The 24,234-nt window shown below is 70.8% G+C and carries 18 protein-coding genes and 4 pseudogenes; 12 read left to right on the top strand and 10 right to left on the bottom strand.

The features are described from left to right. Nucleotides 1-6: 6 nt before the first annotated feature. The 3 genes from GEV07_04415 to GEV07_04425 are packed head-to-tail and all read left to right on the top strand — an operon-like array spanning nt 7 to nt 3,096. Nucleotides 7-894, top strand: a complete 888-nt coding sequence (locus GEV07_04415) for an ABC transporter permease subunit (protein ID MQA01987.1) — start codon at nt 7-9, stop codon at nt 892-894. Between the two features lie 3 nt (nt 895-897). Then, entirely contained in the window at nt 898-1,635 is a 738-nt protein-coding gene (locus tag GEV07_04420; GenBank protein MQA01988.1) for an FCD domain-containing protein, read from the top strand. A 30-nt stretch (nt 1,636-1,665) separates the two neighbouring features. Further along, nucleotides 1,666-3,096: a sulfatase-like hydrolase/transferase gene (locus tag GEV07_04425; protein MQA01989.1), complete on the top strand. Its 1,431-nt coding sequence runs from the start codon at nt 1,666-1,668 to the stop codon at nt 3,094-3,096. 4 nt (nt 3,097-3,100) lie between these two features. On the opposite strand, the gene GEV07_04430 is transcribed toward GEV07_04425, so the two are convergent. Next, a complete protein-coding gene (locus GEV07_04430) occupies nt 3,101-3,673 on the bottom strand; it encodes a hypothetical protein (protein ID MQA01990.1) in 573 nt (190 codons plus the stop codon). Nucleotides 3,674-3,737: 64 nt separating this feature from the next. Between GEV07_04430 and GEV07_04435 the strand changes: the two genes are divergently transcribed. Continuing rightward, entirely contained in the window at nt 3,738-4,571 is an 834-nt protein-coding gene (locus tag GEV07_04435; protein MQA01991.1) for an alpha/beta fold hydrolase, read from the top strand. A gap of 3 nt (nt 4,572-4,574) precedes the next feature. On the opposite strand, the gene GEV07_04440 is transcribed toward GEV07_04435, so the two are convergent. Beyond that, nucleotides 4,575-5,168 (bottom strand): TetR family transcriptional regulator, encoded by a 594-nt coding sequence (locus tag GEV07_04440; protein ID MQA01992.1) that lies wholly within the window; start codon nt 5,166-5,168, stop codon nt 4,575-4,577. A 73-nt stretch (nt 5,169-5,241) separates the two neighbouring features. Here GEV07_04440 and GEV07_04445 point away from each other — a divergent pair, with 73 nt between their 5' ends. Further along, nucleotides 5,242-6,426 (top strand): cytochrome P450, encoded by a 1,185-nt coding sequence (locus GEV07_04445; GenBank protein MQA01993.1) that lies wholly within the window; start codon nt 5,242-5,244, stop codon nt 6,424-6,426. A gap of 206 nt (nt 6,427-6,632) precedes the next feature. On the opposite strand, the gene GEV07_04450 is transcribed toward GEV07_04445, so the two are convergent. Continuing rightward, entirely contained in the window at nt 6,633-7,814 is a 1,182-nt protein-coding gene (locus tag GEV07_04450) for an aminotransferase class V-fold PLP-dependent enzyme (GenBank protein ID MQA01994.1), read from the bottom strand. After that, nucleotides 7,811-8,473, bottom strand: a complete 663-nt coding sequence (locus GEV07_04455) for a metalloregulator ArsR/SmtB family transcription factor (GenBank protein MQA01995.1) — start codon at nt 8,471-8,473, stop codon at nt 7,811-7,813. The genes GEV07_04450 and GEV07_04455 overlap by 4 nt, the downstream gene beginning before the upstream one ends. Before the next feature lie 67 nt (nt 8,474-8,540). Here GEV07_04455 and GEV07_04460 point away from each other — a divergent pair, with 67 nt between their 5' ends. Next, nucleotides 8,541-9,896, top strand: a complete 1,356-nt coding sequence (locus tag GEV07_04460; GenBank protein MQA01996.1) for an MBL fold metallo-hydrolase — start codon at nt 8,541-8,543, stop codon at nt 9,894-9,896. A gap of 17 nt (nt 9,897-9,913) precedes the next feature. Continuing rightward, nucleotides 9,914-11,131, top strand: a complete 1,218-nt coding sequence (locus GEV07_04465; protein MQA01997.1) for an MFS transporter — start codon at nt 9,914-9,916, stop codon at nt 11,129-11,131. On the opposite strand, the gene GEV07_04470 is transcribed toward GEV07_04465, so the two are convergent. After that, nucleotides 11,070-12,992, bottom strand: coding sequence for a family 43 glycosylhydrolase (locus tag GEV07_04470; protein MQA01998.1), 1,923 nt, complete (start codon nt 12,990-12,992; stop codon nt 11,070-11,072). The two genes, GEV07_04465 and GEV07_04470, sit on opposite strands and share 62 nt — an antisense overlap. 295 nt (nt 12,993-13,287) lie before the next feature. Between GEV07_04470 and GEV07_04475 the strand changes: the two genes are divergently transcribed. The 3 genes and pseudogenes from GEV07_04475 to GEV07_04485 all read left to right on the top strand — a co-directional run bounded on the left by GEV07_04475 (nt 13,288) and on the right by GEV07_04485 (nt 16,154). Then, nucleotides 13,288-14,043 carry an SDR family oxidoreductase gene (locus GEV07_04475; GenBank protein MQA01999.1) on the top strand — a complete coding sequence of 252 codons (756 nt, stop codon included), beginning with the start codon at nt 13,288-13,290 and terminating at the stop codon, nt 14,041-14,043. Between the two features lie 80 nt (nt 14,044-14,123). Then, nucleotides 14,124-15,278, top strand: coding sequence for a low temperature requirement protein A (locus GEV07_04480; GenBank protein MQA02000.1), 1,155 nt, complete (start codon nt 14,124-14,126; stop codon nt 15,276-15,278). Between the two features lies 1 nt (nt 15,279). Further along, nucleotides 15,280-16,154 (top strand): annotated as a pseudogene (locus GEV07_04485) (LysR family transcriptional regulator). On the opposite strand, the gene GEV07_04490 reads toward GEV07_04485, so the two are convergent. The 3 genes and pseudogenes from GEV07_04490 to GEV07_04500 form a co-directional block, all read right to left on the bottom strand. Beyond that, a complete protein-coding gene (locus tag GEV07_04490; GenBank protein MQA02001.1) occupies nt 16,072-16,767 on the bottom strand; it encodes a DUF998 domain-containing protein in 696 nt (231 codons plus the stop codon). The pseudogene GEV07_04485 and the gene GEV07_04490 sit on opposite strands and share 83 nt — an antisense overlap. Before the next feature lie 51 nt (nt 16,768-16,818). After that, nucleotides 16,819-18,788 (bottom strand): annotated as a pseudogene (locus tag GEV07_04495) (hydantoinase B/oxoprolinase family protein). Further along, nucleotides 18,785-20,554, bottom strand: a pseudogene (locus GEV07_04500) (hydantoinase/oxoprolinase family protein). The pseudogenes GEV07_04495 and GEV07_04500 overlap by 4 nt, the downstream one beginning before the upstream one ends. Before the next feature lie 96 nt (nt 20,555-20,650). Between GEV07_04500 and GEV07_04505 the strand changes: the two are divergent. Further along, nucleotides 20,651-20,977 (top strand): hypothetical protein, encoded by a 327-nt coding sequence (locus GEV07_04505; GenBank protein MQA02002.1) that lies wholly within the window; start codon nt 20,651-20,653, stop codon nt 20,975-20,977. A gap of 35 nt (nt 20,978-21,012) precedes the next feature. Here GEV07_04505 and GEV07_04510 read toward each other — a convergent pair whose 3' ends face one another. Next, nucleotides 21,013-22,401, bottom strand: coding sequence for an amidase (locus GEV07_04510; GenBank protein MQA02003.1), 1,389 nt, complete (start codon nt 22,399-22,401; stop codon nt 21,013-21,015). Here GEV07_04510 and GEV07_04515 point away from each other — a divergent pair. Then, complete coding sequence (locus GEV07_04515) at nt 22,400-23,299, top strand: ROK family protein (protein MQA02004.1); 900 nt, start codon at nt 22,400-22,402, stop codon at nt 23,297-23,299. The two genes, GEV07_04510 and GEV07_04515, sit on opposite strands and share 2 nt — an antisense overlap. A gap of 39 nt (nt 23,300-23,338) precedes the next feature. Here the strand turns inward: GEV07_04515 and GEV07_04520 are convergent. Further along, nucleotides 23,339-24,047 (bottom strand): annotated as a pseudogene (locus GEV07_04520) (spermidine synthase). Nucleotides 24,048-24,234 lie beyond the last annotated feature (187 nt).

The following is a 24,234-nucleotide window of genomic DNA, read 5'->3' on the forward strand; positions in this document are numbered from 1 at the left end:
AGGTCGATGATAGCTGAGGGACAACGCTTGGTACGCCCTGCTCGCGCGGTCAAGAGTGGCGTGAACCGACGGTCACGAGTTCCACGCGGCAAGGACTTCGTCATCTGGGTCGCGCTCGTCTGCGGCGCGGTCGTGATGACTTTCCCGTTGTACTGGATGTTCGCTACTGCCGTGCGGCCGCGCAACGAGCTGTTCGGCGGGGGCCTGGATCTGGTGCCGTCCGAGTTCGTCTGGACGAACTTCACCGACGCCTGGGGCAAGCTGCCGTGGGCGGCCTTCTACTTCAACTCGATCGCCATCGCCGTGTTCGCGGTCGCGATCACCGTGTTCATCAACCTGATGGCGGGTTACGCCTTCGCGAAGTACCGGTTCCGCGGCCGGGACATCATCTTCTTCCTGATGGTCAGCACCCTTATGGTGCCCATCCAGGTGATCCAGGTGCCGGAGTTCATCGTCGTCGCAGAGATGGGTCTGGTGAACTCCATCTGGGGCGTCGTCCTGCCGCGCAGCGCCGAAGCCTTCGGCATATTCCTGGTCCGGCAGTTCTTGGTATCCATACCGGACGAGCTGCTGGAAAGCGCTCGTCTCGACGGCGCCAGCGAGTTCCGGATATTTTGGTCGGTCGTACTACCGCTGTGCAAGCCGGTTATCGCCGTCCTCGTAATTTTCACCTTCATGTGGCGATGGAATGACTTCGCCTGGCCACTGGTCGTGCTCCAGGAGAAGGCGGCCTTTACCGTGCCGCTGGGGCTAAACTTGGCGAAAGGCCTCTACTACACGGATTGGACAGGACTGATGAGCATGACGTTGTTGTCAGTGATCCCGATGCTCGTGGTGTTCATCATCTTCCAGCGATCGTTCGTCCAAGGCATCGCGAGCACGGGAATGAAGTGAGACGTGTCCGGTCCGCATGACGATGCTGCAGGCAGCCGGGTGACCGTCGCCAGGACGACCCTGGCCGAGCAGGTCGCCGCGGGACTGATCCGTGAGATCGAGCGGATGGGTCTGCAGGTCGGCGACGAGATCCCGCCGGAAGGCGAGATCGCGAGGGAGTTCGGCGTGAACCGGCTCGCGGTACGCGAGGCGATCAGGACGCTGTCGGCGCGGGAGATCCTGGTCTCGAGCCAAGGTCGGCCGGCGCGCGTGAGCACCCCGTCGGCCGGCGTGCTGGCACAGATGCTCGACTTCCGGGTGCGGCAGCAGTCCCTCGATCTCGAGGACATCCTGGACACGAGACGCGTCGTCGAGTGCGAGCTGGCCCGGCTCGCCGCCCTCCGAGTGGGTGAAGGCACCGCAGAGGCGTCGGCCGCAGCGGCGTTGTTGGACGAGATGGCGCAGTCGGTAACGGACATGGATCGCTTCGTCGAGCTTGACGTCCGGTTCCACGCAGCGATCGCGGAGGCTGCCGACACCCGGCTGCTGCAGTTGATCCTCGTGTCACTTGAGTCGGTCCTGCTGCGGGCCAGGCGGTCGACGTTCGCGGCACGGGAGAGTCGCGGTGAAGGGCACAAGGCCGCACTCACCGCACATCGGACGATCCTGCAAGCGATCGAGGACGGCGATCCGGACAAGGCGGCGTCGGCCATGGAGGAGCACTTACGCGAAACCCGGCGGGACGTCGACCAGGACGACTAGCGCCTGACCAACAGTGGACAGTGGAGGACGATGTCGAACACGCTCGCCGATCGGCCGAACGTCATCGTGGTCCTGACCGACCAGCAGCGATGGGACAGCACCGGCGTCGGCGGTAACCCGTTGGGGCTGACACCGGTCTTCGACGAGGTCGCGGCCGCCGGCACCCACGTCGCTCACGCGTTCACCCCGCAACCCGTCTGCGGCCCTGCCCGGTCGGCGATACAGACCGGCAGGTACCCGACGTCGACGGGCTGCTTCCGCAACGCCATCGCACTGCCGGAGGAGTGCGAGACGCTCGCCTCACACTTCGGCCGGGCCGGCTACGCCACCGGTTACCTCGGCAAGTGGCATCTCGCCAGCCGTGACCCGGTACCTGTCGAGCAGCGCGGCGGCTACGACAGCTGGCTCGGCACAAACGTCCTGGAGTTCACCTCGGACGCGTACCGCACGGTCGTCTTCGACGACGACGGCGACCCTGTCCTGCTGCCCGGCTACCGGTCCGACGCACTCTTCGACGCAGCGATCCGGTTCGTGGCCGACCACACCGCCACGGGTACGACCGACGAGCGGCGGCCGTTCTTCCTGTTCTGCTCACTCGTCGAACCGCACCACCAGAACGAGGTCGACGCCTACCCTGCCCCGACCGGCTATGCGCAGCGGTACGAGGGCCAGTGGCTACCGCCCGACCTGGCTGCACTGTCCGCGCACGGCGGCACCGCCCATCGGCACATCGGCGGGTACTGGGGCCAGGTCCGTCGCGTCGACGAAGGGCTCGGACGGCTGCTGGACGCGTTGCGGAGTCTCGACCTGTTGGACGACACGGTGGTGGCGTTCACCTCGGACCACGGATGTCACTTCAAGACGCGCAACAGCGAGTACAAGCGGTCCTGCCACGACGGGTCGATACGGGTGCCGATGGCCCTGCGCGGACCGGGCTTCGACGCAGGTGGCCGCGTCGACCGGCCGGTGAGCGTCATCGACCTGCCGCCGACGTTGCTGGACGCGGCGGGCGTCGAGGTGCCGACGCACATGCACGGCCGCAGCTTCCTGCCGCTGCTGCGTGACCCGGCATCCGACTGGCAGGACGACGTGTTCGTCCAGGTGAGCGAGTCTGAGGTCGGGCGGGCCATCCGTACGTCCCGCTGGAAGTACTACGTGGTCGCACCCGACGCGGACCCATGGCACGACCCGGGCGCGCAGCGCTACGTCGAGGCCGAGCTCTACGACCTGCACCACGACCCGTACGAGCTGGACAACCTGGCTGGGGCGCCCTCGCATCGCACGGTCGCCGACGAGCTGCGCGAGCGCCTGCTGCGCAGGATGGTCGCCGCCGGCGAGGAGCGCCCGGTGATCGAGCCGGCCCCCGCGGTGGAGCAACACGCGCAGCGCCTGATCGACCCGCGCCTGCACACCTCGTCGTGGCAGCCCGTACGGTTCGGGCACCAGCCGAAGTCGACGTAGCTACTCAGTCGGTGCCCTGGCCGGTGCGGCGGCGCGCGCGGTGGTTCGCGACGTTGAGTCGGTTGCCGCAGAGGTCCGGCATGCAGTAGCGCCGGCGGCCGGCGCGGCTGGTGTCGACGAACATGCCGTTGCAGTCCGGCGAGGCGCAGGGGCGGAACCGGTCGTGCCCCAGGGTGTACAGCGCACCGAGCAACCCGACGCCGACCGACGCTGCGACCTCGTCGGCGACGGAGGCCGCGTCGGACGTGGCCAGGTACCACTGCCAGCGCCCCTGCGCGTCCCTGGCGAGGGTCGGCGTCACCCGGGCACGGGCGAGTAGGGCGTTGGCGCCTTCGGCCACCTCGTCGTCGGTCGACGACTCGAGCACCGCGCGGACCTCGTCGCGCAGCGCGTGCACCTGGTGGACGTCGCCGTCGGCGAGCTGCGCACCGGGGCTGATGTCGTGCTCGCCGAGGAACCGCTCGAGTGCCGCCGGGTCGGTGAGCGCCTCGCCGGCGCCGCGTACCAGAGCGGACGTGTTCACCAGGTCGGTGGCGAGCCCCGCCTCCGCTGCGTAACCGGAAAAAAGTATCTGCACCACTTACTCCATGCTACGGTAACCAGAGAACTCGAAGTATAGCCCTTACGTACTGGAGGTAGCCATGACGGCAGCAGCGACGGCGACCTGGCGGCTCCCCGACCGGGTGCGGGTCTCCGCCGGCGAGGTGGCCACCGGCACGTTCGGCGCCGGCCCGCCCGTGGTGCTCGTGCACGGCACGCCCGCCTGGTCGTACCTGTGGCGGAACGTGGTGCCCGCGCTCGCCCGCACGCACACCGTGTACGTCTGGGACCTGCTCGGCTTCGGCGACTCCCGCCTCGCCCCAGGCGCCACTCCTTCGATCGCCCAGCAGGCGACGGCCCTCGCCGAGCTCGTCCGGCACTGGCGGCTCGACGCCCCCGGCCTGGTCGGGCACGACATCGGCGGCGGGGTCGTGCTGCGCGCACACCTGGTGGACGACACGCCCGCCCGGCGGCTGGCGCTGCTCGACGCGGCCGTACTCGGGCCGTGGAACACCCCGTTCACCGAGCACATCCAGCAGCACGACGACGCCTACCGCACCATGCCGACGCACGTCTTCGGCGACATCGTCGAGGCGCGCCTGCGCACCGCCACCCACCGGCAGCTGCCGCACGACACGCTCCGCGAGTACCTCCGTCCGTGGGCCGGCGAGGCGGGCCAACAGCGCTGGATCGACCAGGTAGCGAGCGTCTCGCACACCGACACCACCGACGCCGTGCGCCGACTCGATCAGGTACGGGTGCCGACGCTGGTCCTCTGGGGCGAGAACGACGGGTGGCTCGCCCCGGCCGTGGGCGACCGGCTGGCGGCCGCGATCCCAGGCGCGCGCAGGCAGACCGTCCCCGCCGCCGGGCACTTCCTCCCCGAGGACGCCCCGGACGCCGTGGCGGACGCGCTGCGGGAGTTCCTCGCCTGAGCGCTAGCCGCCGTTCGGGCCGGCGGCCCGCATGATGCCGCGGATGGCGTGGTCGATCCGTTCCGCGACGTGGTCCGGGTCGGGCCGCCCTGCGTCCAGCCAGCTGATGACCGCCTCGATCGCGAACCTGGGTACGATCCTGGCCGCCCAGTCCAGCCACGGACCGGCGGGCAGGTACCCGGTCAGGTTGCGGTGCGCGATCTCCGTCGACGCCGTGGTGAGCGCGTCGATGTAGCCACGGAACTCGGGTTCCCTGGCGGCGTGGTGGAACAACAGCCGGAACCCGTCCGGGTCCGCCGCGGCGGCGCGGACGAGGGCCGGCAGCGAGTCGTCGCCGAGGTTGTCGACGTCGACGGCCGTCTCCAGCTGGCGGCAGGCGCGGTCGAGCACCGCGCGGTACATGTCGGCCTTGGAGTCGAAGTGCCGGTAGAGGAGCACGCGTGTGATCCCGGCCTCGGCCGCGACGTCGTCCAGGCTGGTGTGGACGAACCCGGTACGCGCGAACGCCCTGGTCGCCGCGCCGAGGATCTGCTCCCTGCGCTCGACGCGGCGCATCCGCCGCACCGGTTCAGCGGATGCGGTGCCGTCCGCGGCCATCGAACCTGCCTCCCGCCTCTTGTGTACGCGAGAGTCTACGCGTACTTTTGTTTATCTCAGAGTGTACAAATTGATGTCAGGAGGAGCCGTGACGGTTGAGCTGCCCTTCGCGCAGACCCGGCCGCTGCAGGTACCGCCGCTGTTACGGGCGCTCCAGGTCGAGCGCGACATCCACCAGGTCCGCACCGCCACCGGCGACGAGGCGTGGCTCGTCACCGGCTACCGGCAGGTGCGCCAGCTGCTCGACGACGACCGGCTCGGTCGGGCGCACCCGGACCCGGACAACGCAGCCAGGTCCGGGGAGTCGACCCTCTTCGGCGGGCCGCTGGGCAACTTCGACACCGAGCAGGCCGACCACGCCCGGATGCGCGCACTGCTGCAGCCCCACTTCACGCCCGCGCGCATGCGGGCGTTCCGGCCGCGGGTGGCGGCCCTGACCGACGAGCTGCTCGACGACCTCGCCGCCCACGAGCAGCCGGCCGACCTGAACGCCACCCTCGCGGTGCCGCTGCCGATCCTGGTGATCTGCGAACTGCTCGGCGTGCCGTACGAGGACCGCGCCGAGTTCCGCAGCTGGACACAGGCCGCCGCGGACATCGTGGACCGGCAGCGCTCCGAGGACGGGCTGGCGGACCTGTTCGCGTATGGCCAGCGGCTCGTCGCGCGCAAGCGGGCGGAGCCAGCCGACGACGTCATCTCCGGGCTCTGTGCCGTCGAAGGGCTGGGCGACGCCGAGGTGGCCGGGCTGTCGATGGCACTGCTGTTCGCCGGCCACGAGACCACCGTGGTGCAGCTCGGCTTCGGCGCCCTCCTGCTGCTGACCCACCCGGACTCCTGGCAGGCGCTGCGCGACGACCCGGACCTCGTCGCCGGCGCCGTCGAGGAGATCCTCCGGGTGCCGGGCAAGGGCGGCGGCGGTATCCCCCGTTACGCCCGCGTCGACCTCGACCTCGACGGCACGGCCATCCCGGCAGGGAGCCTGGTGCTGCTCGACAACGCGGCGGCCAACCACGATGCCGGCGTCTTCGCCGACCCGGACCGCTTCGACATCGAGCGGCGCGCGGCCGGCCATCTCACCTTCGGCCACGGCGCGAGGTACTGCCTCGGCGCGCCGCTGGCGCGGATCGAGCTGCAGGTCGTCCTCACCCGGCTCGTCCACCGGTTCCCCGGCATGCGGCTGGCCGTACCGGTCGAGGAGCTCACGCTCCGCCATGACGTGCTCACCGGCGGACTGACCGCGCTCCCCGTGACGTGGTGAGCGACCGGCCGCGGCGCTTCTTCAGCCGGTTGCCGCTGGCCGACGACAGCGTCGACGCCGCCGTCGTGTGCCTGGTGATGTGCTCACTCGACGACCGGCCGGCTACGTGTGGCCGTTGCTGACCGGCGGCTGCCACACCGCCACCGAGCCGCTCGGGCCGATCACTGCCGCCGGCTGCCCGCGACCCCGCACGTGCTCGGCACCGCTCACGCGCCCGAGTAACCGGCGGCGGCGAGCGCTGAGACGGCGCGATCGACGTCGGCTGCCGTGGTCCAGCGGCCGAGGCTCAGCCGTACCGCCGAGCTCGCCCAGCCTTCGCCGGCGGCCAGCTCGCGGGTCATGGCTTCGAGCACCGGCGACGGCTGCGTGGTGCCGCTGTGGCACGCCGACCCGGTCGACGCAGCAATCCCGGGGGCGGCGGCGAGCAGCTGGTCGCCGGTGAGCCCCGTGACGGCGAGGTTGGCGGTGTTCGGCAGCCGGCAGGTGGGGTGCCCGTTCAACAGCACCCGCCCGGGCAGCCGCTCGCCGAGCCCGCGGTGCAGCTCGTCGCGCAGGCCGCGCAGCCGGTCGGGCTCGCCGGCGGCGAGGTCGGCCGCGGCCAGGTCGGCGGCGGCGCCGAGCGCGACGGCGAGCGCGACGTTCTCGGTGCCGGCACGCAGGCCGCCTTCCTGGCCGCCGCCGTACGCGATGGGTTCCAGCCGGACTCCCGTACGCACCCACAGGGCGCCGATGCCCTTGGGCGCGTACATCTTGTGCCCGACGACGGTGAGCAGGTCGACGCCGAGCTGCCGGACGTCCACGTCGAGCTTGCCGACGCCCTGCGCCGCGTCGGTGTGCACGAGCACATCGTGCCGGTGCGCGACCTCGACGATCTCGCGTACCGGCTGCAACGTGCCTACCTCGTTGTTGGCGTACATGACCGACACCAGCGCGGTCCGCGGGGTGATGGCGTCGGCGACGGCCTGCGGGTCGACCCGGCCGTGCTGGTCGACGGGCAGGTAGCTGACGTCGACGCCGTGCAGCCGCTGCAGGCTCCGGTAGGTCTCGAGCACCGCGGGATGTTCGGTCTCCTGGGTGACGATGTGCGCGCCCTCGCGGCCACCCGCGAGCGCGGCGCCGCGGACGGCGAGCGCGTCCGCCTCCGACCCGCTGCCGGTGAAGACGACCTCGTCCGCCGACCCGCCGAGCAGCGCGGCGAGCTGCTCGCGCGCCCTGGCCACGGCCAGCCGCGGTTGCTCGCCATAGTGGTGGCTGCTCGACGGGTTGCCGAAGTGCTCCCGCAGGTACGGCAGCATCGCGTCCACGACGCGCGGGTCGACGGGCGTGGTGGCGTTGTAGTCGAGGTAGACCGGGCCGTCGTGCAGGCCGGGCGGCACCTGCGCGCTCATCCGGCGTCCTGCTGCACCGGGAGGTCGGCCAGCCGCCACTCGAGCATGCCGCCCGTGAGCCGGCTGGCGGGCCGTCCTTGCGCGGCGAGCAGCCGCACCGCCTCGTGGGCGAGCACGCAGTACGCGCCGCGGCAGTACGCGACGACCTCCTGGTCGGCCGGCAGCTCGGCGAGCCGGCCGGCGAGCTCGTCCAGCGGGATGGACATGGCGCCGGGGATGTGCCCCGCCGCGTACTCCTCCTGCGGCCGGACGTCGACCATCGCCACCTCGCCCGCGTCCACCCGGCGCAGCAGCTCCTCGCGGCCGACCTGGTCGGTGTCGGGACCGAGGTAGGCGGCACGGGCGGCCCCGACGTCCGCGAGGTGCGCGCTGGCCACGCAGCGCACGAGCGCGTACAGCTTGGCCACGTCGTCGCCGGCCAGCCGGTAGTACACCTTCGTGCCTTCGCGGCGGGTCGCCACCAGGTGCGAGCGCTTCAGGGTCTGCAGGTGCGCCGACGCGGTCGTCACTCCGAGGTCGGCCGCCTGCGCCAGCGCCTCCACCGTGCGTTCGCCCTGGGCCAGCAGGTCGAGCAGCTCCAACCGCTTGCCGCTGCCCAGCGCCTTGCCGACGCGGGCGAACTGGTCGAACAAGGCCGTCTTCGCGTCCCGGTCACCCATCAAGTCCTCCAATAGTCTGTGGAATAGTGTATAAGGAAGAGAGCGAACCGCATCTCCGGAGGACGCCATGACTGCTGTCGAGGTGACCGCACTCGTCGACGAGGGGCTGGGGAACTCCGCCTACCTCGTCGATCTCGGCGACGGGCGCGCGCTGGTGGTGGACGTGAGCATCGACCTGCGGGCGGCGTCACGGGCCGCCGAGCGGCGCGGGCTGGCGGTCGCGTTCGCCGCGGACACCCACCTGCACGCCGACTTCGTCTCCGGCGCCCGCCAGCTCGCCACCACCTCGGGTGTGCAGGTGCTTGCCGCCGCCGCGGGACACCGGGAGTACGGCCACACCGGGCTGGGCGACGGCGACGAGGTCGACCTCGGCGGCCTGCGGCTGCAGACGCTCGCCACCCCAGGGCACACCCACGAGCACGTGTCGTTCCTGCTCCTCGACGGCGCTGCGTCAGTCGGCGTCTTCACCGGCGGCTCGCTGATCGTAGGGTCAGCGGCCCGCACCGACCTGGTGTCGGCGGAGCAGACGGAGGAGCTGGCCCGCCGGCAGTACGCGTCGCTGCAGCGGCTGGCCACGCTGCCCGACGACGTCGCGGTGTGGCCGACGCACGGCGCGGGCTCGTTCTGCTCCGCCCCGCCCGGCGTGGAACGTACGAGCACGATCGGCCGCGAAAGGGCGACCAACCCGCTGCTGCGCGCTGCGAGCGAGGACGCGTTCGTGCACGCGCTGCGCGAGTCGCTCGGCAGCTTCCCGCCGTACTTCCTGCGGCTGGCCGAACGCAACCGCCGCGGCGTCGTGCTCGACGCCGAGCCCGCGCTCGCCCCGCTCGACCCCGTGGCGGTGCGGTCCGTCCTCGCCGACGGTGGGCAGCTGGTCGACGTCCGGCCCGCGGCGGCGTTCGCCGAGGCCCACGTGCCTGGCGCCGTGTCCATCCCGCTGCGGCCGGCGTTCGTGTCCTGGCTTGGCTGGATCGCCCCGCCCGACCGGCCGCTCGTCGTCCTCCGCGACCCCGACCAGGATCCGGCCGAGGTCGCGTGGCAGGCCGCGAAGATCGGTTACGCCAATGTCGCCGGCGAGCTGGCCGGCGGCCTGGCCGCCTGGACCGCCGCCGGCCACGAGACGACCAGCCTGCGCCGGGTCGACGCCGCCGAGGCGGAAGGCACGGTGGTCGACGTACGGCAGCGCGCGGAGTACACCGCCGGGCACCTGCCCGGCGCGGTGCACGTCGAGCTCGGCGGGCTCGCCGCGTACGCCGACGAGCTGCCGCGCGAGCCGCTGCTGGTGATGTGCGGGCACGGTGAGCGCGCGATGAGCGCCGCCAGCCTGCTCGAACGCGCCGGCCGCCGCGACCTCACCGTGGTCGCGGGCGGTCCGGACGACTGGGCGCACGCCACCGGCCGGCGGCTGGAGACCGGCGGGTGACCGGAGGCGATGCAGCGGTGCGGCTGGGCCTGCGCGCCAACCTGGCCCAGTTCGCCCTGCTCGTCGCCGTCAACGCACTGGTGGGTGGCGTCCTCGGCCAGGAACGCACCGTGCTGCCGCTGCTGGCCGACCGGACGTTCGGGCTGACCGGCTACACGTTCCTGCTCACCTACGTGGGCGCGTTCGGCATCACGAAGGCCGCCACCAACTACCTCGCCGGCACGCTGTCCGACCGGTTCGGGCGCAAGCCAGTACTGCTTGCTGGCTGGGTGGTCGCGCTACCGGTGCCGCTGCTGATCATCTGGGCGCCTAGCTGGGGGTGGGTGATCGCCGCCAACGTGCTGCTCGGCGTCAACCAGGGGCTGACCTGGTCCACCACGGTCATCATGAAGATCGACCTGGCCGGCCCGGCCAGGCGCGGCCTGGCGATGGGCCTGAACGAGGCGGCCGGCTACGGTGCCGTCGCCGCCACCGCCGCGGCCACCGGGTACCTCGCCGCCAACTACGGGCTGCGCCCCGCTCCGTTCCTGCTCGGGCTCAGCTACGCCGTGCTCGGGCTCGGCCTTTCCCTCGGCGTCGTACGGGAGACCCGCGCGCACGCCGAGCTGGAGGCCGCCAGCCACGCCCACGTCCCGCCGCCGCTCGACAACCGGCAGGTGTTCACGCGCACCAGCTTCCGCGAGCCCGCCCTGTCGTCGGCCAGCCAGGCCGGCATGGTGAACAACCTCAACGACGGGCTCGCCTGGGGCCTGTTCCCGCTGCTGTTCGGCACCGCCGGTCTGACGGTGGCCCAGATCGGCGTACTCGCCGCGCTCTATCCGGCGGTCTGGGGTGCCGGCCAGCTGGCCACAGGCGCGCTGTCCGACCGGCTCGGCCGCAAGCACCTCATCACCGCGGGCATGCTCACCCAGGCCGCGGCGCTCGCGCTGATCGCGTACGCCGGCACGTTCGCCGTCTGGGCCGGCGCCGCCGTGCTGCTCGGCGTCGGTACGGCGCTGGTCTACCCCACGCTGCTCGCCGCCGTCGGCGACGTCGCCCACCCGTCCTGGCGCGCGCGGGCGGTCGGCGTCTACCGCCTCTGGCGCGACGGCGGCTTCGCCGTCGGCGCCGTGCTGTCCGGCGTCGCCGCCGACCTGTGGGGCCTGCGCGCGGCCGTGTGGGTGGTCGCCGCCGTCACCGCTGCGTCCGGCGTCCTCGTCGCCGTCCGGATGTACGAGACGCACCCCCGCCGGTAGCGCTACCGGGCGACGCGGAAGTACTCGAACTCGGCGGTGGCCTTGCCGTGCTGCTGCGTGGTCTCCGGCAGCGAGCCTGCGAGACCAGCCCGACCTTCGGGTTGCTGTCCGCGGGCATCGTCCAGGTGGCTCCCCAGGTCCACCGCTCGCCGTCGGTGCTCGACCCGGCGCGGTACCTGTGCTCGCCGGTCTTCGCGTCGACGGTGTGCTTCAGCCGTAGCCAGGTGGTACCCGCAGGGGCACCGACCACCGAGCCGCCCCAGGACCGCCGGCCGTCGAGCTCGGTCTCCTTGCCGAACTCGGTGATCCTGGTGTCGTCGACCGCGACGGTGGACAGTCGCAGGAAGTCGTCGTCGTCGTAGACGAGCAGCCCGGCCTGTTGGTAGTTCCGGTTCGTGTCGGTGCCGATGTCGAGGGCCACCTTCGTCTCGACGGTGTACTCACCCGCCGGCGTCTCCCGCAGCAGCGCGCCCGGCTGGCCGTCGCCGACCAGGTCGCCCCCCTCGGTCGGCCAGAGCAACTCACCGTCGACGACCCGCGCCGCCTCGTCCCTGCGCAACCAGCTCCAGCCGGACCCGAGCTCACCGTCGAAGTCGTCGGAGTGCTCCGCGGCCGGCAGGCCGACGCACGGCGGCGGGACCGTCCTCGGCACCGGCTCGTGCAACGGGTTCGCCGAGAGGTTGTCCACCTCCCCTGCGCCGACGCTGACCACGCCGGCGGCGCCCGGCCCGGTGAGTGCGGGCGGCAGCCGCAGCTCGGTGCTCGCCCACGGGTCACCGGTCTGCGTGTCGGTGACGTCCACGTCCGCCCGGTCCCCGCGCACCTGGAGCGCGAGCGAGTGCCAGGCCGTGGTGTCGTAGCCGTCCGGCAGCTCGGCGGTGGCAGCCTCGACCACCTGGCCGCCGACCACGGCCTCGACCCGCAGCTCCCGGCCGTCGGCGTCGACCCTCGCGCGCACCCCGGTGCCGGCGCCGCGCGCCCTGGCGAGCACGCCGGTCGAGGCGTCCGCGGCCGACCGGACGTCGGCGACCACGCGGACGTCCGGGTCGGACACCGGGCGCGTGGTCGCCGCCGTGCCGTCGGCCAGCTCCGCGTACTTCCCCGACTGCCGGTCCGGCCCAGCTACTTCGAGGGCTCCGGAGTGCACGGTGAACCGTTCACGCGTCTTCGCCGCAGACTCGAACCGGTCGTCGATCTCGCCCGCCGCGACCGGCGCCCGCTCCCGTCCCGCGGAGGCGAACCTGCCGGCACGCACGATCGGCCAGCCGTCGACCCAGTCCAGCCGGTCGATGTTCATCGGCCGCATGGTGTAGCCGGGCTCGACGTCCAGCCACGGGTCACGCCTGTCGATGGCGTGGTACGCCATCCAGTCCTGGCCGGACGCGTCGACCACCTCAGAGTGGTGCCCGGTGCCGATCCACCTGTTGCCGTTCCGGGTGAGCACCGGCGTGCCACCGGAGCGGCTGGCCAGCATCGGCTCGCCGTGTCGGTGCTCGAACGGCCCGAGCGGGCTTCGCGCCCTGCCGACGTAGACCGAGTAGCCGGTGGTGGGACCGGCGCAGCAGTTCGCGGACGAGCCGAACAGGTAGTACCAACCGTCCCTGTGCACAACGTAGCCGCCCTCGTACCTGGACGCGGTGATCCGCGTCGGCTCGGACACCACCCGCAGGCCGTCGGCGGAGAGCCGCACCACGTGGATACCGCTGCTGTAGCTGCCGTAGTACATGTACAGGGTGCCATCGGTGTCGGTGAACAGCGCCGGGTCGATCACCCAGTCGTAGCCGTTCGCGGTCTTCTTCGGCGGCAGCAGCGGCTCCTTCGCCGGCCGCCACGGCCCCTCGGGCGTCGGCGCGGTCGCCACCCCGATCGCCGGGTCGAACTCGTCGTCGCTGACCTGCCGTTGAGGTACCTGATGTCCGGCGCCCAGTAGCCGGTGGCGTACGCGTACGAGGAACCGTCCTTGCCACGGATGACCGCAGGATCGGGGAAGTCGATCGAGTACCCGCTGGTCACCGGGCGACGAAGGTGCGACGGTACGCGGCGAGCGGCGGTATCAGCCCGGCTTGTGGGTCCACAGCTGATTCGTGTTTCCCGGCGGGCTGCCGGCGTCCCTAGCGTCGAGGTACGGAAGAACGCCTACGCAGGAGGGACGACGTATGACGGAGCAGACGTTGCGGGACAGGGTCGCGGTAATCGGCGCCGGCGCCAAGAACCTTGGCGGGCTGATCAGCACAACGTTCGCCGAGGCCGGCGCGAAGGTCGTCGTGCACTACCACAGCGACGACACGGCCGCGGACGCCGAACGCACGGTCGCGGCGGTGAAGGAGGCCGGTTCCCAGGCCGTCCCGGTGCAGGGCGACCTCACCCGCGTGGCCGACGTGCGCAGGTTGTTCGACGTCGCGGTCGACACGTTCGGCGGGGCCGACATCGCGGTGAACACGTCCGGGATGGTGCTGCGCAAGCCGATCCTTGAGACCTCCGAGGAGGAGTTCGACCGGATGTTCGCGATCAACGCCAAGGCGGCGTACTTCTTCATCCAGGAGGCCGGCCGCCGGCTCAACGACAACGGCAAGATCGTCAGCCTCGGCACGTCGCTGCTGGCCGCGTTCACCGACGGCTACTCGACGTACGCCGGCGGGAAGGCGCCGCTCGAGCACTTCACCCGGGCCGCGGCGAAAGAGTTCGCGGACCGCAACATCTCGGTGAACACGGTCGCGCCTGGCCCGATGGACACCCCGTTCTTCTACCCGCAGGAGACCCCGGAACGGGTCGAGTTCCACAAGTCGCAGGCGATGGGCAACCAGCTGACGCAGATCGAGGACATCGTCCCGGTGATCACTTTTCTCGCCACAGAAGGGTGGTGGTTCACTGGACAGACCCTGTTCGCGAACGGCGGTTACACCACCCGCTGATCGCGGCACCCACGACCGTTGCACGGGAGAGCCAGTTGAGCGACGACCTGCGGGCCGGGACGAGCATGTTGCGACGCCTGATGCGTGGACGCGATCCCGCCGAGCAGCATCGGCCGGCGACTCCGCTCGAGCTGTTGTTCGACCTGTGTTTCGTGGTGGCGGTAGCGCAGGCGGCCGTGGAGCTGCACCACGCCCTGACCGAGGGCCACGTCGGAGCCGGCCTGGTCGGCTATGCGGCCGTGTTCTTCGCCATCTGGTGGGCCTGGATGAACTTCACCTGGTTCGCGTCCGCCTACGACACCGACGACGTGCCGTACCGGCTGCTGACCCTGCTGCAGATGGGCGGGGTGCTGGTGCTGGCCGCCGGGGTGCCCGCGGCGTTCGAGCACTACGACTTCACCGTCGTGGTGATCGGGTACGTGCTGATGCGGATCGGGCTGGTCGCACAGTGGCTGCGTGCAGCGGCCGAGCATCCGAACGGGCGCACCACGGCGTTGTGGTACGCGGGTGGCATCGCCGTGGCGCAGGTCGGCTGGATCGCGCGGTTGTGGGCGCCTGGCGTGTGGGCCGGCATCACGTTCGCCGCGCTCGTGGTGGCCGAGCTCGCGGTGCCGGCCTGGGCCGAGTACCGGGGGCAGATGACGAGCTGGCACCCCAAGCACATCGCCGAACGCTACGGCCTGTTCACCATCATCGTCTGCGGCGAAGTCATACTCGCGACGCTGAACGCAGTGCACACCGCCATGGCGAACGGCCTGTCCGTGTCTGTGGTGCTCGTCGCGGCCGGCGGGCTGGCGTTGGTGTTCGGCCTGTGGTGGATCTACTTCACCGGCGCCGGGGCCGAGCTACACACGCTGCGCCGGGCGCTGACGTGGGGGTACGGACACTACGTGGTGTTCGCCGCCATCGCCGCGCTCGGTGCGGGCATCGAGGTGGCGCTCGACACCATCGAGCACCACGCGCACCTCACCGTGCAGCAGGCCGCCCTGACAATCGCCGTCCCCGTCGTGGTGGTGTTGCTCGCGGTGGCCTGGCTGCACCGTCTCACCCACACCGTTGCCGGCTGTGACGTCCTCCTGGTGGTGACCGGTGCGGCGCTCGTGCTGGTGCTGGCGTTGGGCGCCCCGGTCCTCGGCATCGGCGGCGCCGTCGTGGGCATGGCCCTCGCCGTCGCCGGCACGCTCGCCGCGAACCTCGTCGTGAGCGCCCGTCGCCAGGCAGGTGGCGCGACCTGACATGTAGCTGGACCTGCACAAGCTGGAGCACCTCGTCGCGGTGGCCGAGGAGGGTAGCTTCACCCGCGCCGCGGCCCGGCTGCACCTGACCCAGCAGGCCCTGTCCACGTCCATCCGGGCGCTGGAACGCGAGGTCGGCGTCGAGCTACTCGACCGTGGCGGCAACACGCTCACCGTGCTGCCGGCCGGGCACGCCCTGGTCGCGGACGCCCGCGTCCTGCACGGCGTCGCCCGGTCGGCCGTGCAGCGCGCCCGCCGCATCGGCCGCGGCGAGACCGAGACGCTGCGGATCGGCCACACCCCCGCGGTGACCGGCGCGGAGGTCACCGCGCTGCTGCACCAGGTGCACCGCACCCAGCCCGACCTCGCCACCGAGGTCAACCAGCGATATCCGAAGGAGCTCACCGACCAGCTGCTCGCCGGCGACCTCGACATCGGCCTGTTCCGCGGTATGCCTGCTGCACACGGCCTCGCCCGCAGCACCGTGACGCACCACCGGTTACGCGTCGCGGTAACCGCGGACCACCACCTCGCCGACCGCGACCTCGTGCACCTCACGGACCTCAGCGACGAGACCATCGTCGGCTGGGCCACCCCGGCCGGTCCGGCTACACCGACCTCCTCGTCCACCACTGCCGCGAGGCGGGGTTCGAACCGCGCATCCGCCGTCACCCGATCCAGGGCACCCCACCGGTCACCGCCGTCACCGGTACCGACCAGGTCGCCTTCGTCACCGACACCGCAGGCCCCGCCGCGGGCGGCGCCGTGCGCGTCCTCGACCTCGACCCTCCGGTCACCGTGCCCCTGCACGCCCTGTGGCCCCAGCACACCACCTCCGCCGCCCGCGACGCCTTCCTCGCCCACCCGTTCGACTAGTTGCGACAGCCAGGGCGAAGACCCACGCGAGGCCGATCATGATGGTGGCGCGTTGGAACAGGCCGCCGTACGGCGCGAAGATCGGCTGCTGGGCGAACGCGAGGCAGGCGGCGATGAACCCGAGCAGGAACACGACGGCCGTCGCGAGCGAGTAGCAGACCCAGCGACGGTGGCCGTGCTTCCCGAACCGGTACGCGACGATGCAACACGCGATCGGCAGGCCGAGGAACACCGGCGTCGAGAACGCGTTGTGCAGCGTCCCCTCCAGGGTCGGCGGCGGATCGAGCGGCGTCCCAGGCGGGTAGCCGCTGATCGGGTCGGTGGCGAACACCCCTGCCCCGACGAGACCGACTCCGACCAGCCCGACGATCAGCGGCGCCCAGATACCGGCGCCGTACCGTCGTAGTGCGAACCGCAACCCGACGGCGAACGCCACCGTCAACAGCCCGGCCAGCACGAAGTTGGCCGTCTGCAGCCACCCCCACTCACCCAGCTGCAGCGAGCTCACCGAGTGCCGGACCGGGCTGTAGTCGCGCCGCGTCGCCCCGAGCACGAGGAAGCCGGCGACGAACACCACCGGGCCTACGACACCGCACCACAACAGCGCACGCACGCCCCCACCTCCGGCGCCTGCCGACCGTACTCTGGCAGGCTAACGCCGGAGCTAGCTCCAGTGACTGGCCGAGCGGCGGTGCACCAGCTCGCGGAAGCGCTCCGTGGTCTTCGGGAACAGCTCGCCCGTACCCCAGTCCACGATCACGCCATGGCGGCGGATCAGGTCGAACATGTCGAGCTCGTGCTCGCGGTACTTGCGGGCGATCTCCACGGGATCCTCGGCCAACCAACCCAGCCGGTGCTCACGGATGTGCGCACGCGACCGTTCGGTCGCGTCCCAGTCGATCTCGTACTGGTCCAGCTCCTCGTCGATCGCCTTCACGACCACGCCGTAGTCGAGCTCGGCGCGCTTGATGCTGACGTAGCCGTCGATGACGTCCTCGAGCACCTCCTCGGGGTCGCGCTCGAGCGGGTCGCCGTAGCCGCCGCCACCGGCGGACGGGCGGACGAAGCTGTCGCCGGACTCGACCACGACGCCGGCGAACACCGAGCCGAGGAAGCGTTCCTCCGGGGTGTCCTTGTTCAGCCAGACGCCGTGCGGGATCGACGGCAGCCCACCCTCGATGCCCCACGTGATCGAGCGCGAACGGTCGCAGCAGTACGACATCACGGTCTTGTCGCAGTCGGTGAGCGTGCCGCCCTTGTAGACGCCGGCGCCGCCGCGGTTCCTGCCAGGACCGCCGGAGTCCGGGATCAGCTGGTGCGTGCTGGTCAGCACGGGCGTGAGTCGTTCCTGGCCCTCGAGCGGCTGTACCGCGAGCCCGACACCGAAGACCGGGGACGTGGCGTTCGAGCCGTCCTTGCTGCTCCTGCCGCCCCAGCCGCCGGCCATCCAGTCGTACCACATGAAGTACGGCCGCTTCTCGATGCGCGCGTCGTACCCGCCGATCAGCAGGTACTCCAGGTTGAACGAACACGCGATCGCCCGTTCCGGCATGATGCCCGTCCACAGCTCGAAGATCGCGTTCATGATCTTCTCGTACGGCCCTGAGCAGAAGCCGGTTACGGCGTGCGGCCAGCCCGCGTTCACGACCGTGCCCTCCGGGCCGAGGTCGGTCCTGATCGCCTCGTAGAAGCCCGAGTTGAGCGGCACGTCGGGGAAGAACGTCTTCGTGCCCGCCACGATGCCGGAGAACGCAGTGCCGTAGCCGGCGTTGAGGAAGCTCGCCACCGCGGGCGCGCAACCGCTCAGGTCGTAGCTCACCTGGTCGCCCTCGATGGTCATGGTGACCTGCACCGGCACCAGGCCCTCGCCGTGCGCGGGGTCGAAGTCGACGTAGTCGACGGTGCTCCAGGTGCCGTCGGGCAACGCCTCGACGCGCTGCCTGACGATGCGCTCGACGTAGTCCTGCACCTCCTGCATCGCCTCGAGGACGTTCGCCTTGCCGTACCTGTCGACCAGCCGCAGCACCTCGCGCTCGCAGACGCTCGTCGCCTCCGCCTGCGCGTGCAGGTCGCCCATGCTGACGTCCGGCGAGCGGGTGTTGGCGACGAGCAGCTTCGCGACGTCGACGAGCAGGCCGCCGTCCTTCCAGATGCGAACCGGCGTGATACGCAGACCCTCGCTGAAGTGCGCGGTGGCGTTCACGTCGAACGACCGGGCACGTTGCCGCCGATGTCCGCCCAGTGGCCCTTGTTCTGTGCGAACGCGATCAGCTCGCCGTCGGCGAAGATCGGCCGGATGAAGCTGACGTCGTTCAGGTGCGTGCCGCCCATGTACGGGCAGTTCACCGCGAACACGTCGCCAGGGTTGATGTCGTCGCCGAACTCCTCGATCACCGCCTTGCACTGGAAGTGCAGCGTGCCCACGTGCACGGCGATGTCCTGGCTGCCCTGCATCACCGTGTTGCCTTTGGCGTCGCACAGCGCAGAGGAGAAGTCCCGCGCGTAGATGACGAACGAGTAGCAGGTGCGCAGGATCTGCTCGGACATCAGGTCGACGGCCGTAGCGAACGCGTTCTTGAGCACCTCGAACGTCACCGGGTCGAGCGTGCGGTCCCTGGTCGGTGTGGTGGTCATCGGCCGCCTTCCGTGACGTGGATGCGGATGTTCAGCCACTCGTCGATCACCGCGGGCACGCCCGGCGGCACGACGGTGGTGGAGTCCAGCTGCTCGACGACGGCGGGCCCGACGATGCGGGTGCCGGCGGCGAGGGTGGTGCGGTCGTACACGGGAGTGTCGACACGGCCGCCCATCTCGTCGAAGTACGTCTGCCGGTGGCCGATCGGTTCCGGCGGGTCCTGCTCCACCACGTCGTAGCGTGGGAACTCGGGCTTCGGGGTGGCGCCGATGGCGCGCAGCGACAGCTGGTACAGCTCCACGGGCGTGTCGTCACGGCGGAACGAGTACTCGCGCTCGTGCTCCTCGTGGAAGCGAGCCACGGCGTCCGGCAACGCGCCAGGCTCCGCGGCGATGGGGATGTTCAGCGACCGCCACTGCCCCGCGTAGCGCATGCTGATCGAACGCTGCAGCACCATGCCGGCGTCCGACACGCCCTCGCGGCGCAACCGGTCGGTCGCCTCAGCCTCCAGCTTGGCGAACTCGCTCTGCAGCAGGCCGGTGTCCGCGTTTGCCGACTCGGCCTGGAACATCACCGAGAGGTCGTGCCTGATGTCGACGAGCAGACAGCCCTGCGCCGACGTGATGCCCGGGTGCGGCGGCACCACCACGAGCGGGATGGACAGCTCCTTCGCGAGCGCCGCGCCGTGCAGCCCGCCGGCGCCACCGAACACCACGAGCGCGAAGTCGCGCGGGTCGTAGCCACGGCGGATGGAGATGAGCCGCACGGCGTCGGCCATGTTCGCGTTCGCAACCTGCAGGACGTCGCTCGCCGCGGTGTCCAGGTCGAGGTTGAGCGGCTTGGCGACTCGGTCAGTGATGGCCTGCTCCGCGGCCGACCGGTCGAGCGTCATGGCACCGCCGACCAGCTCCGTACCCAGGCGGTTCAGTACGAGGCTGGCGTCGGTGTTCGTCGGTTCCTTGCCGCCGAGCTGGTAGCAGGCCGGCCCCGGTTCGGCGCCCGCGGACTCCGGGCCGTTGCGCAGCGAGCCCGCCTCGTCGATCCACGCGAGCGACCCGCCGCCTGCGCCGATGGTCAGCACCTCGATGCTCGGGAAGCAGATCGGGAAGCCGTACTCGACGTGCCACTCCTTCGTGACCCTGATCTCGTTGTTGTAGACCAGCGAGATGTCGGTGCTCGTACCGCCCATGTCGAGGCCGATCGCGTTGCCGTAGCCGCAGCGCTGCGCGAGGTCGCGTACGGCGATCGCGCCGGCGGCGATGCCCGACGCCGCGAGCCGCACCGGGTAGCGCTCCACCAGCCGCGGCGTCATCGAGCCGCCGCCGGAGTGCAGCAGCAACAGGTCGCCGTCGTAGCCGCAGGCCTGCAGCTCCTGCTCCAGCCGGCTCACGTAGCCGCCGACAAGCGGCGCGAGCAGGGTGTTCGCGACGGTGGTGGAGAACCTGTCGTGTTCGAAGATCTCCGGCAGCACCTCGCTCGACGCGGAGACGAGCACACCAGGCAGCTCCTCCTCGAGGATCTCCCGCATCCTGCGCTCGTGCTCGCCGTTGGCGTACGAGTTGACGAAGCACACCGCGACGGTCTGCACACCCTTGCGGCGCAGCACCCGCGCGACCTCCCTGGCCTCCGCCTCGTTCAGCGGCGCGACGACGTCACCGGTGTAGTTCACCCGCTCGGTCACCTCGTACCTGTCGCGCCGCCTGATGTACGGCCGCGCGACGTCCTTGTACGCGTCCCAGAGGTCGTCCTTCGTGCCGTTGCGGATCGGAGGGAGCGCGCGGAGCTCGCCGAGCGATTCTTCGACGCCTTCAGGGCAGGGGACGTCGACGGGCTGCGGGAGCTGCTCGCCGCCGACGCCCACATGAGGGGCGACAGCGGCGGCAAGGCCCCGCAATGGAAGCCCATCATCGGCGCCGAGAAGGTGGCCAGCGTGCTCACCGCAATCGTCGCGCCGTTCGTCCAGATCGGCGGCGTGATCGAACCGCACGAGGTGAACGGCCAGCCAGGCGCCATCTTCCGCGACCCGGACGGCAAGATCGTCGCCACCTGGGCGCTCGACGTCCTCGACGGCCAGATCCAGGCGATCCGCGCGGTGCTCAACCCCGACAAGCTCGCGCACGTAGGCCCCGTGGCGGACGCCTGGGCAGTAATCCGCGAGGCGTCCCAGACCCGCCGCCCCAAGCCCTAGCCGAGCGCGGCAGCGATCGCACGTACGCGGCATGGTCATGTCGGCTGTCCCAGGTAAGCCCAGGGACGCAGCTCTTCGACGGCCTTGCCGACGCGGAAGACCGTGGCGTCGTCGTAGGTGTGGCCGACGATCTGGACGCCGGTGGGCAGTCCACAGCTGGCGTGGCCGCTCGGGACGTTGAGCACCGGGCAGCGGTTGGTGACGTTGAACGGGGCGGTCATCACCATCGCGTCGGGATCGGTGACGTCGTCGCCTGCGGGTATGCCTGGCACGGCGGTCGTCGGGCACAGCAATGCGTCGAACGGGTCCATCCCTTCGGCAAGCTGGCCCTGCAGCTGGTGTTCGACGCGCAGCCCGTCGAGGTAGCTGTGCTGCCTGCGGGCTGCTGCCATCTCGTCGGCGAAGGCGACGGTGTAGGCGTTCATCTTGTCGCGGTGCTCGGCGACCACCTCGGTGACGATCGCGCCGAAGATGGTGGCGAAGTGGGCGCTGACGGCGGCGGCGAAGTCGTCGCGTCGCCAGGGCAGCTCGACCTCGTCGACGTGCGCGCCCGCGTCGGTCAGGGCATCGGCGACGGCACGTGTGTTGGCCGCGATCTCCGGGTGCACCTCGTAGTCGCCGAGCCTTACGCACAACGCGAGCCGCATCCCCGCGACGGACTCGTACTCTTCTGGCAGGACCTGTTTGGGCCGCAGCGAGGTGTGGTCGCGCGGGTCAGGCCCAGCCAGCACGTTGGTGAAGGCCAGGCAGTCGTCGACCGTACGTGCCAGCGGTCCGTCCCCGCGGTAGTGGTCGAGGGACAGCGGTGTGGCGCCGGGAATCCTGCCATACGGCGCCTTGTAGCCGACAGTGCCGGTGAACGCCGCCGGGATGCGGGTGGAGCCACCGATGTCGGAGCCGGTGGCGAGCAGTGAGGTACCGGCGGCGAGGGAAGCGGCCGAGCCGCCGGACGATCCGCCCGGGGTGTAGTCCGGGTTCCACGGGTTACGGGTGACGCCCCAGAGCTTGGTGTGCGTGAAACAGGCGATGCTGAACTCGGGCGTGGTGGTACGGGCGTGGATGATGCCGCCGGCGTCGAGGATCCGGTCGACAACGGGCACGTTCTCGGCCGCGACGTTGCCCAGGTTGGCCAGCGACCCTTCGGTGAGCGACCGCCCGGCGATCGCGTGCTTCTCCTTGGTGGCGACGGGGATCCCCTCGAGCGGCCGTGGCGCTGGCCCGTTGCCGAGGAAGCGTTGCTCGGCCCGAGCCGCCTCCCGCAGCGCCTGGTCGAAGAGCCGCTCGGTGAACGCGTTGACGACCGGCTCGACCTGCTCGGTGTGCGCGATCAACGCCCGCATCAGCTCCACCGGGGAAAGCTCGTGTTCCCTGAAGAGCCGGCTGGCCTCGGTGGCGCTCAGGTAGCACAGGTCGGTGTCGGGCATGTCGGTCTCCAAGGTCGTTGTCGTACGCTCACGCCGTCTCGCCCAGCTGCCGGTCACGGAGTCGGGTTGGACGCCAACCGGGGCGAGGGACGCTGTCACGCAGCAGCTGGGTGTACGGGTGTTGCGGGCGGTCGAGTATCTGGTCGGTGCGGCCGTGTTCGACGATCTGGCCGTCCCGCATGACGATCGCGTCGTCGGCGGCCTGGGTTGGGTGAACGTCCCGCTGAGAGAGCTGACGCAGCGCGACCTGCCGGGCCCAGTCTTCGTGGAGAGCACCTGGCGAGGGCTGGCCCAGACCGAACTCCTGCTCGGCCGCACGACCTTGTCCCGCGATTTCTTGCTTCTCTTCGTGGGCAACGTCATCGGAGCAGCCATCGTCATCAACGGGAAGATCCATGCCGGCGTACACTCCGCAGCCGGCGACATCGCCCATCTCGCCGTCTCGCAACGGGGCGGCCGCTGCGCGGAATGCCACCAGCAGAACTGCTTCTTGACCGTCGCAAGCGATCAGGCCGTCCTCGACCGCGCCGCGGCGGACGGCCTGTTGCCGCCCGACGCTTCGGACGAGCAGCTCGTCGACTTCCTCGCCACAGCTGCGACGTCGACGCAGCGGCGACTCCTACGGCCACGCGCCCGAGCCATCGGCGAGGTGGCGGCCAGTCTCGTCGACATCCTCGACCCCGAGGCGGTCATCCTCGCCGACCCGATGTACATGGCTCACGGCTACCACCAAGACCTCTCGGCCGGCGCCGCACGCAGACGCAGAAACGGCCTCGAACCGGGCCTGTTGCTGCATACCGTCCCCGACGCTGTCCTCCCAGCGGCCACAAACGCCCTCAACACGTTCTACGACGACCCGCTGGCACCGGAAAGGCCAGCCCCTTACCTGCCGTCCTGAGCTTCCTCGGACCGCATTGGCCCGGGTCGGCGATGTGTGTCAGCTGGCGATGTACACGGTGCTGGCTGAGGTGCCGCGGGTGAGCGGGTTGGGAAACGTGATCACATGCGCCTCCTCGCTCTCGAAGACGTCCGCGAGCACGGCGCGGAAATCGGCGTCGGGCGGGTCGTCCGACCACAGGGCGAAGACGCCGCCGGGGTGGAGGTGGCGGGTGGGGTTGCGTATGCCGGCCGGCGTGTAGAACGCGGCGTGGCTCGGGTGCAGGACATGTCGTCGCGTGTGGTCGATGTCGACGAGAATGGCGTGGAACCGCCGTCCGGGCGTGGCCGGATCGAACCCGACGTCGCTGCCTACCATGGCGAAGAAGTCCCCGCCCAACAGGCGAGTCCGCGGGTCCGACGCCAAGCCGACGGTGTCGGGCAGCAGCCCGCGCATGCCAGTCGATGACCTCGTCGAGCGCCTCCACCACCTGCAACGAGCGAACCCGCGGGTCTTGCAGCACGGCGTGCGCGGTGTAACCGAGCCCGAGCCCGCCGACGAGGACGTCGACGTCGGTATCGGCCACCTCTCCCAGACCGAGATGCGCGAGCTCGGTCTCCCCCACCGTGAACAGGCTCGACATGAGGAACTCGTCATCGAGCTTCACCTCGTACACGTCGACCTGGAGAGAAGGTTCGAGGCGCCGCCGCAGAATGATGGTTCCCATGGTCGTCTCGCGCCAGGCGAGTTCCTCGAAGCGGGCGCTCAAGACCGGGACCTCCAACGACGAAAAGTGGCCGGCGCACTGATACGCCTGGGTCCGTCACCGTACTCCGTGGCACGCCAGCCCTCGGCGGCGAGCTGCTCGCGCCTCTCGATCGCTGGAGGCAGTGCCGGGATGGTCAGGACGTCGACGGTCACCTGGTTGACACAGCGGCGAACGGGAAGGCTCCTGG

This window comes from Streptosporangiales bacterium (assembly GCA_009379825.1).
Lineage (GTDB): Bacteria > Actinomycetota > Actinomycetes > Streptosporangiales > WHST01 > WHST01.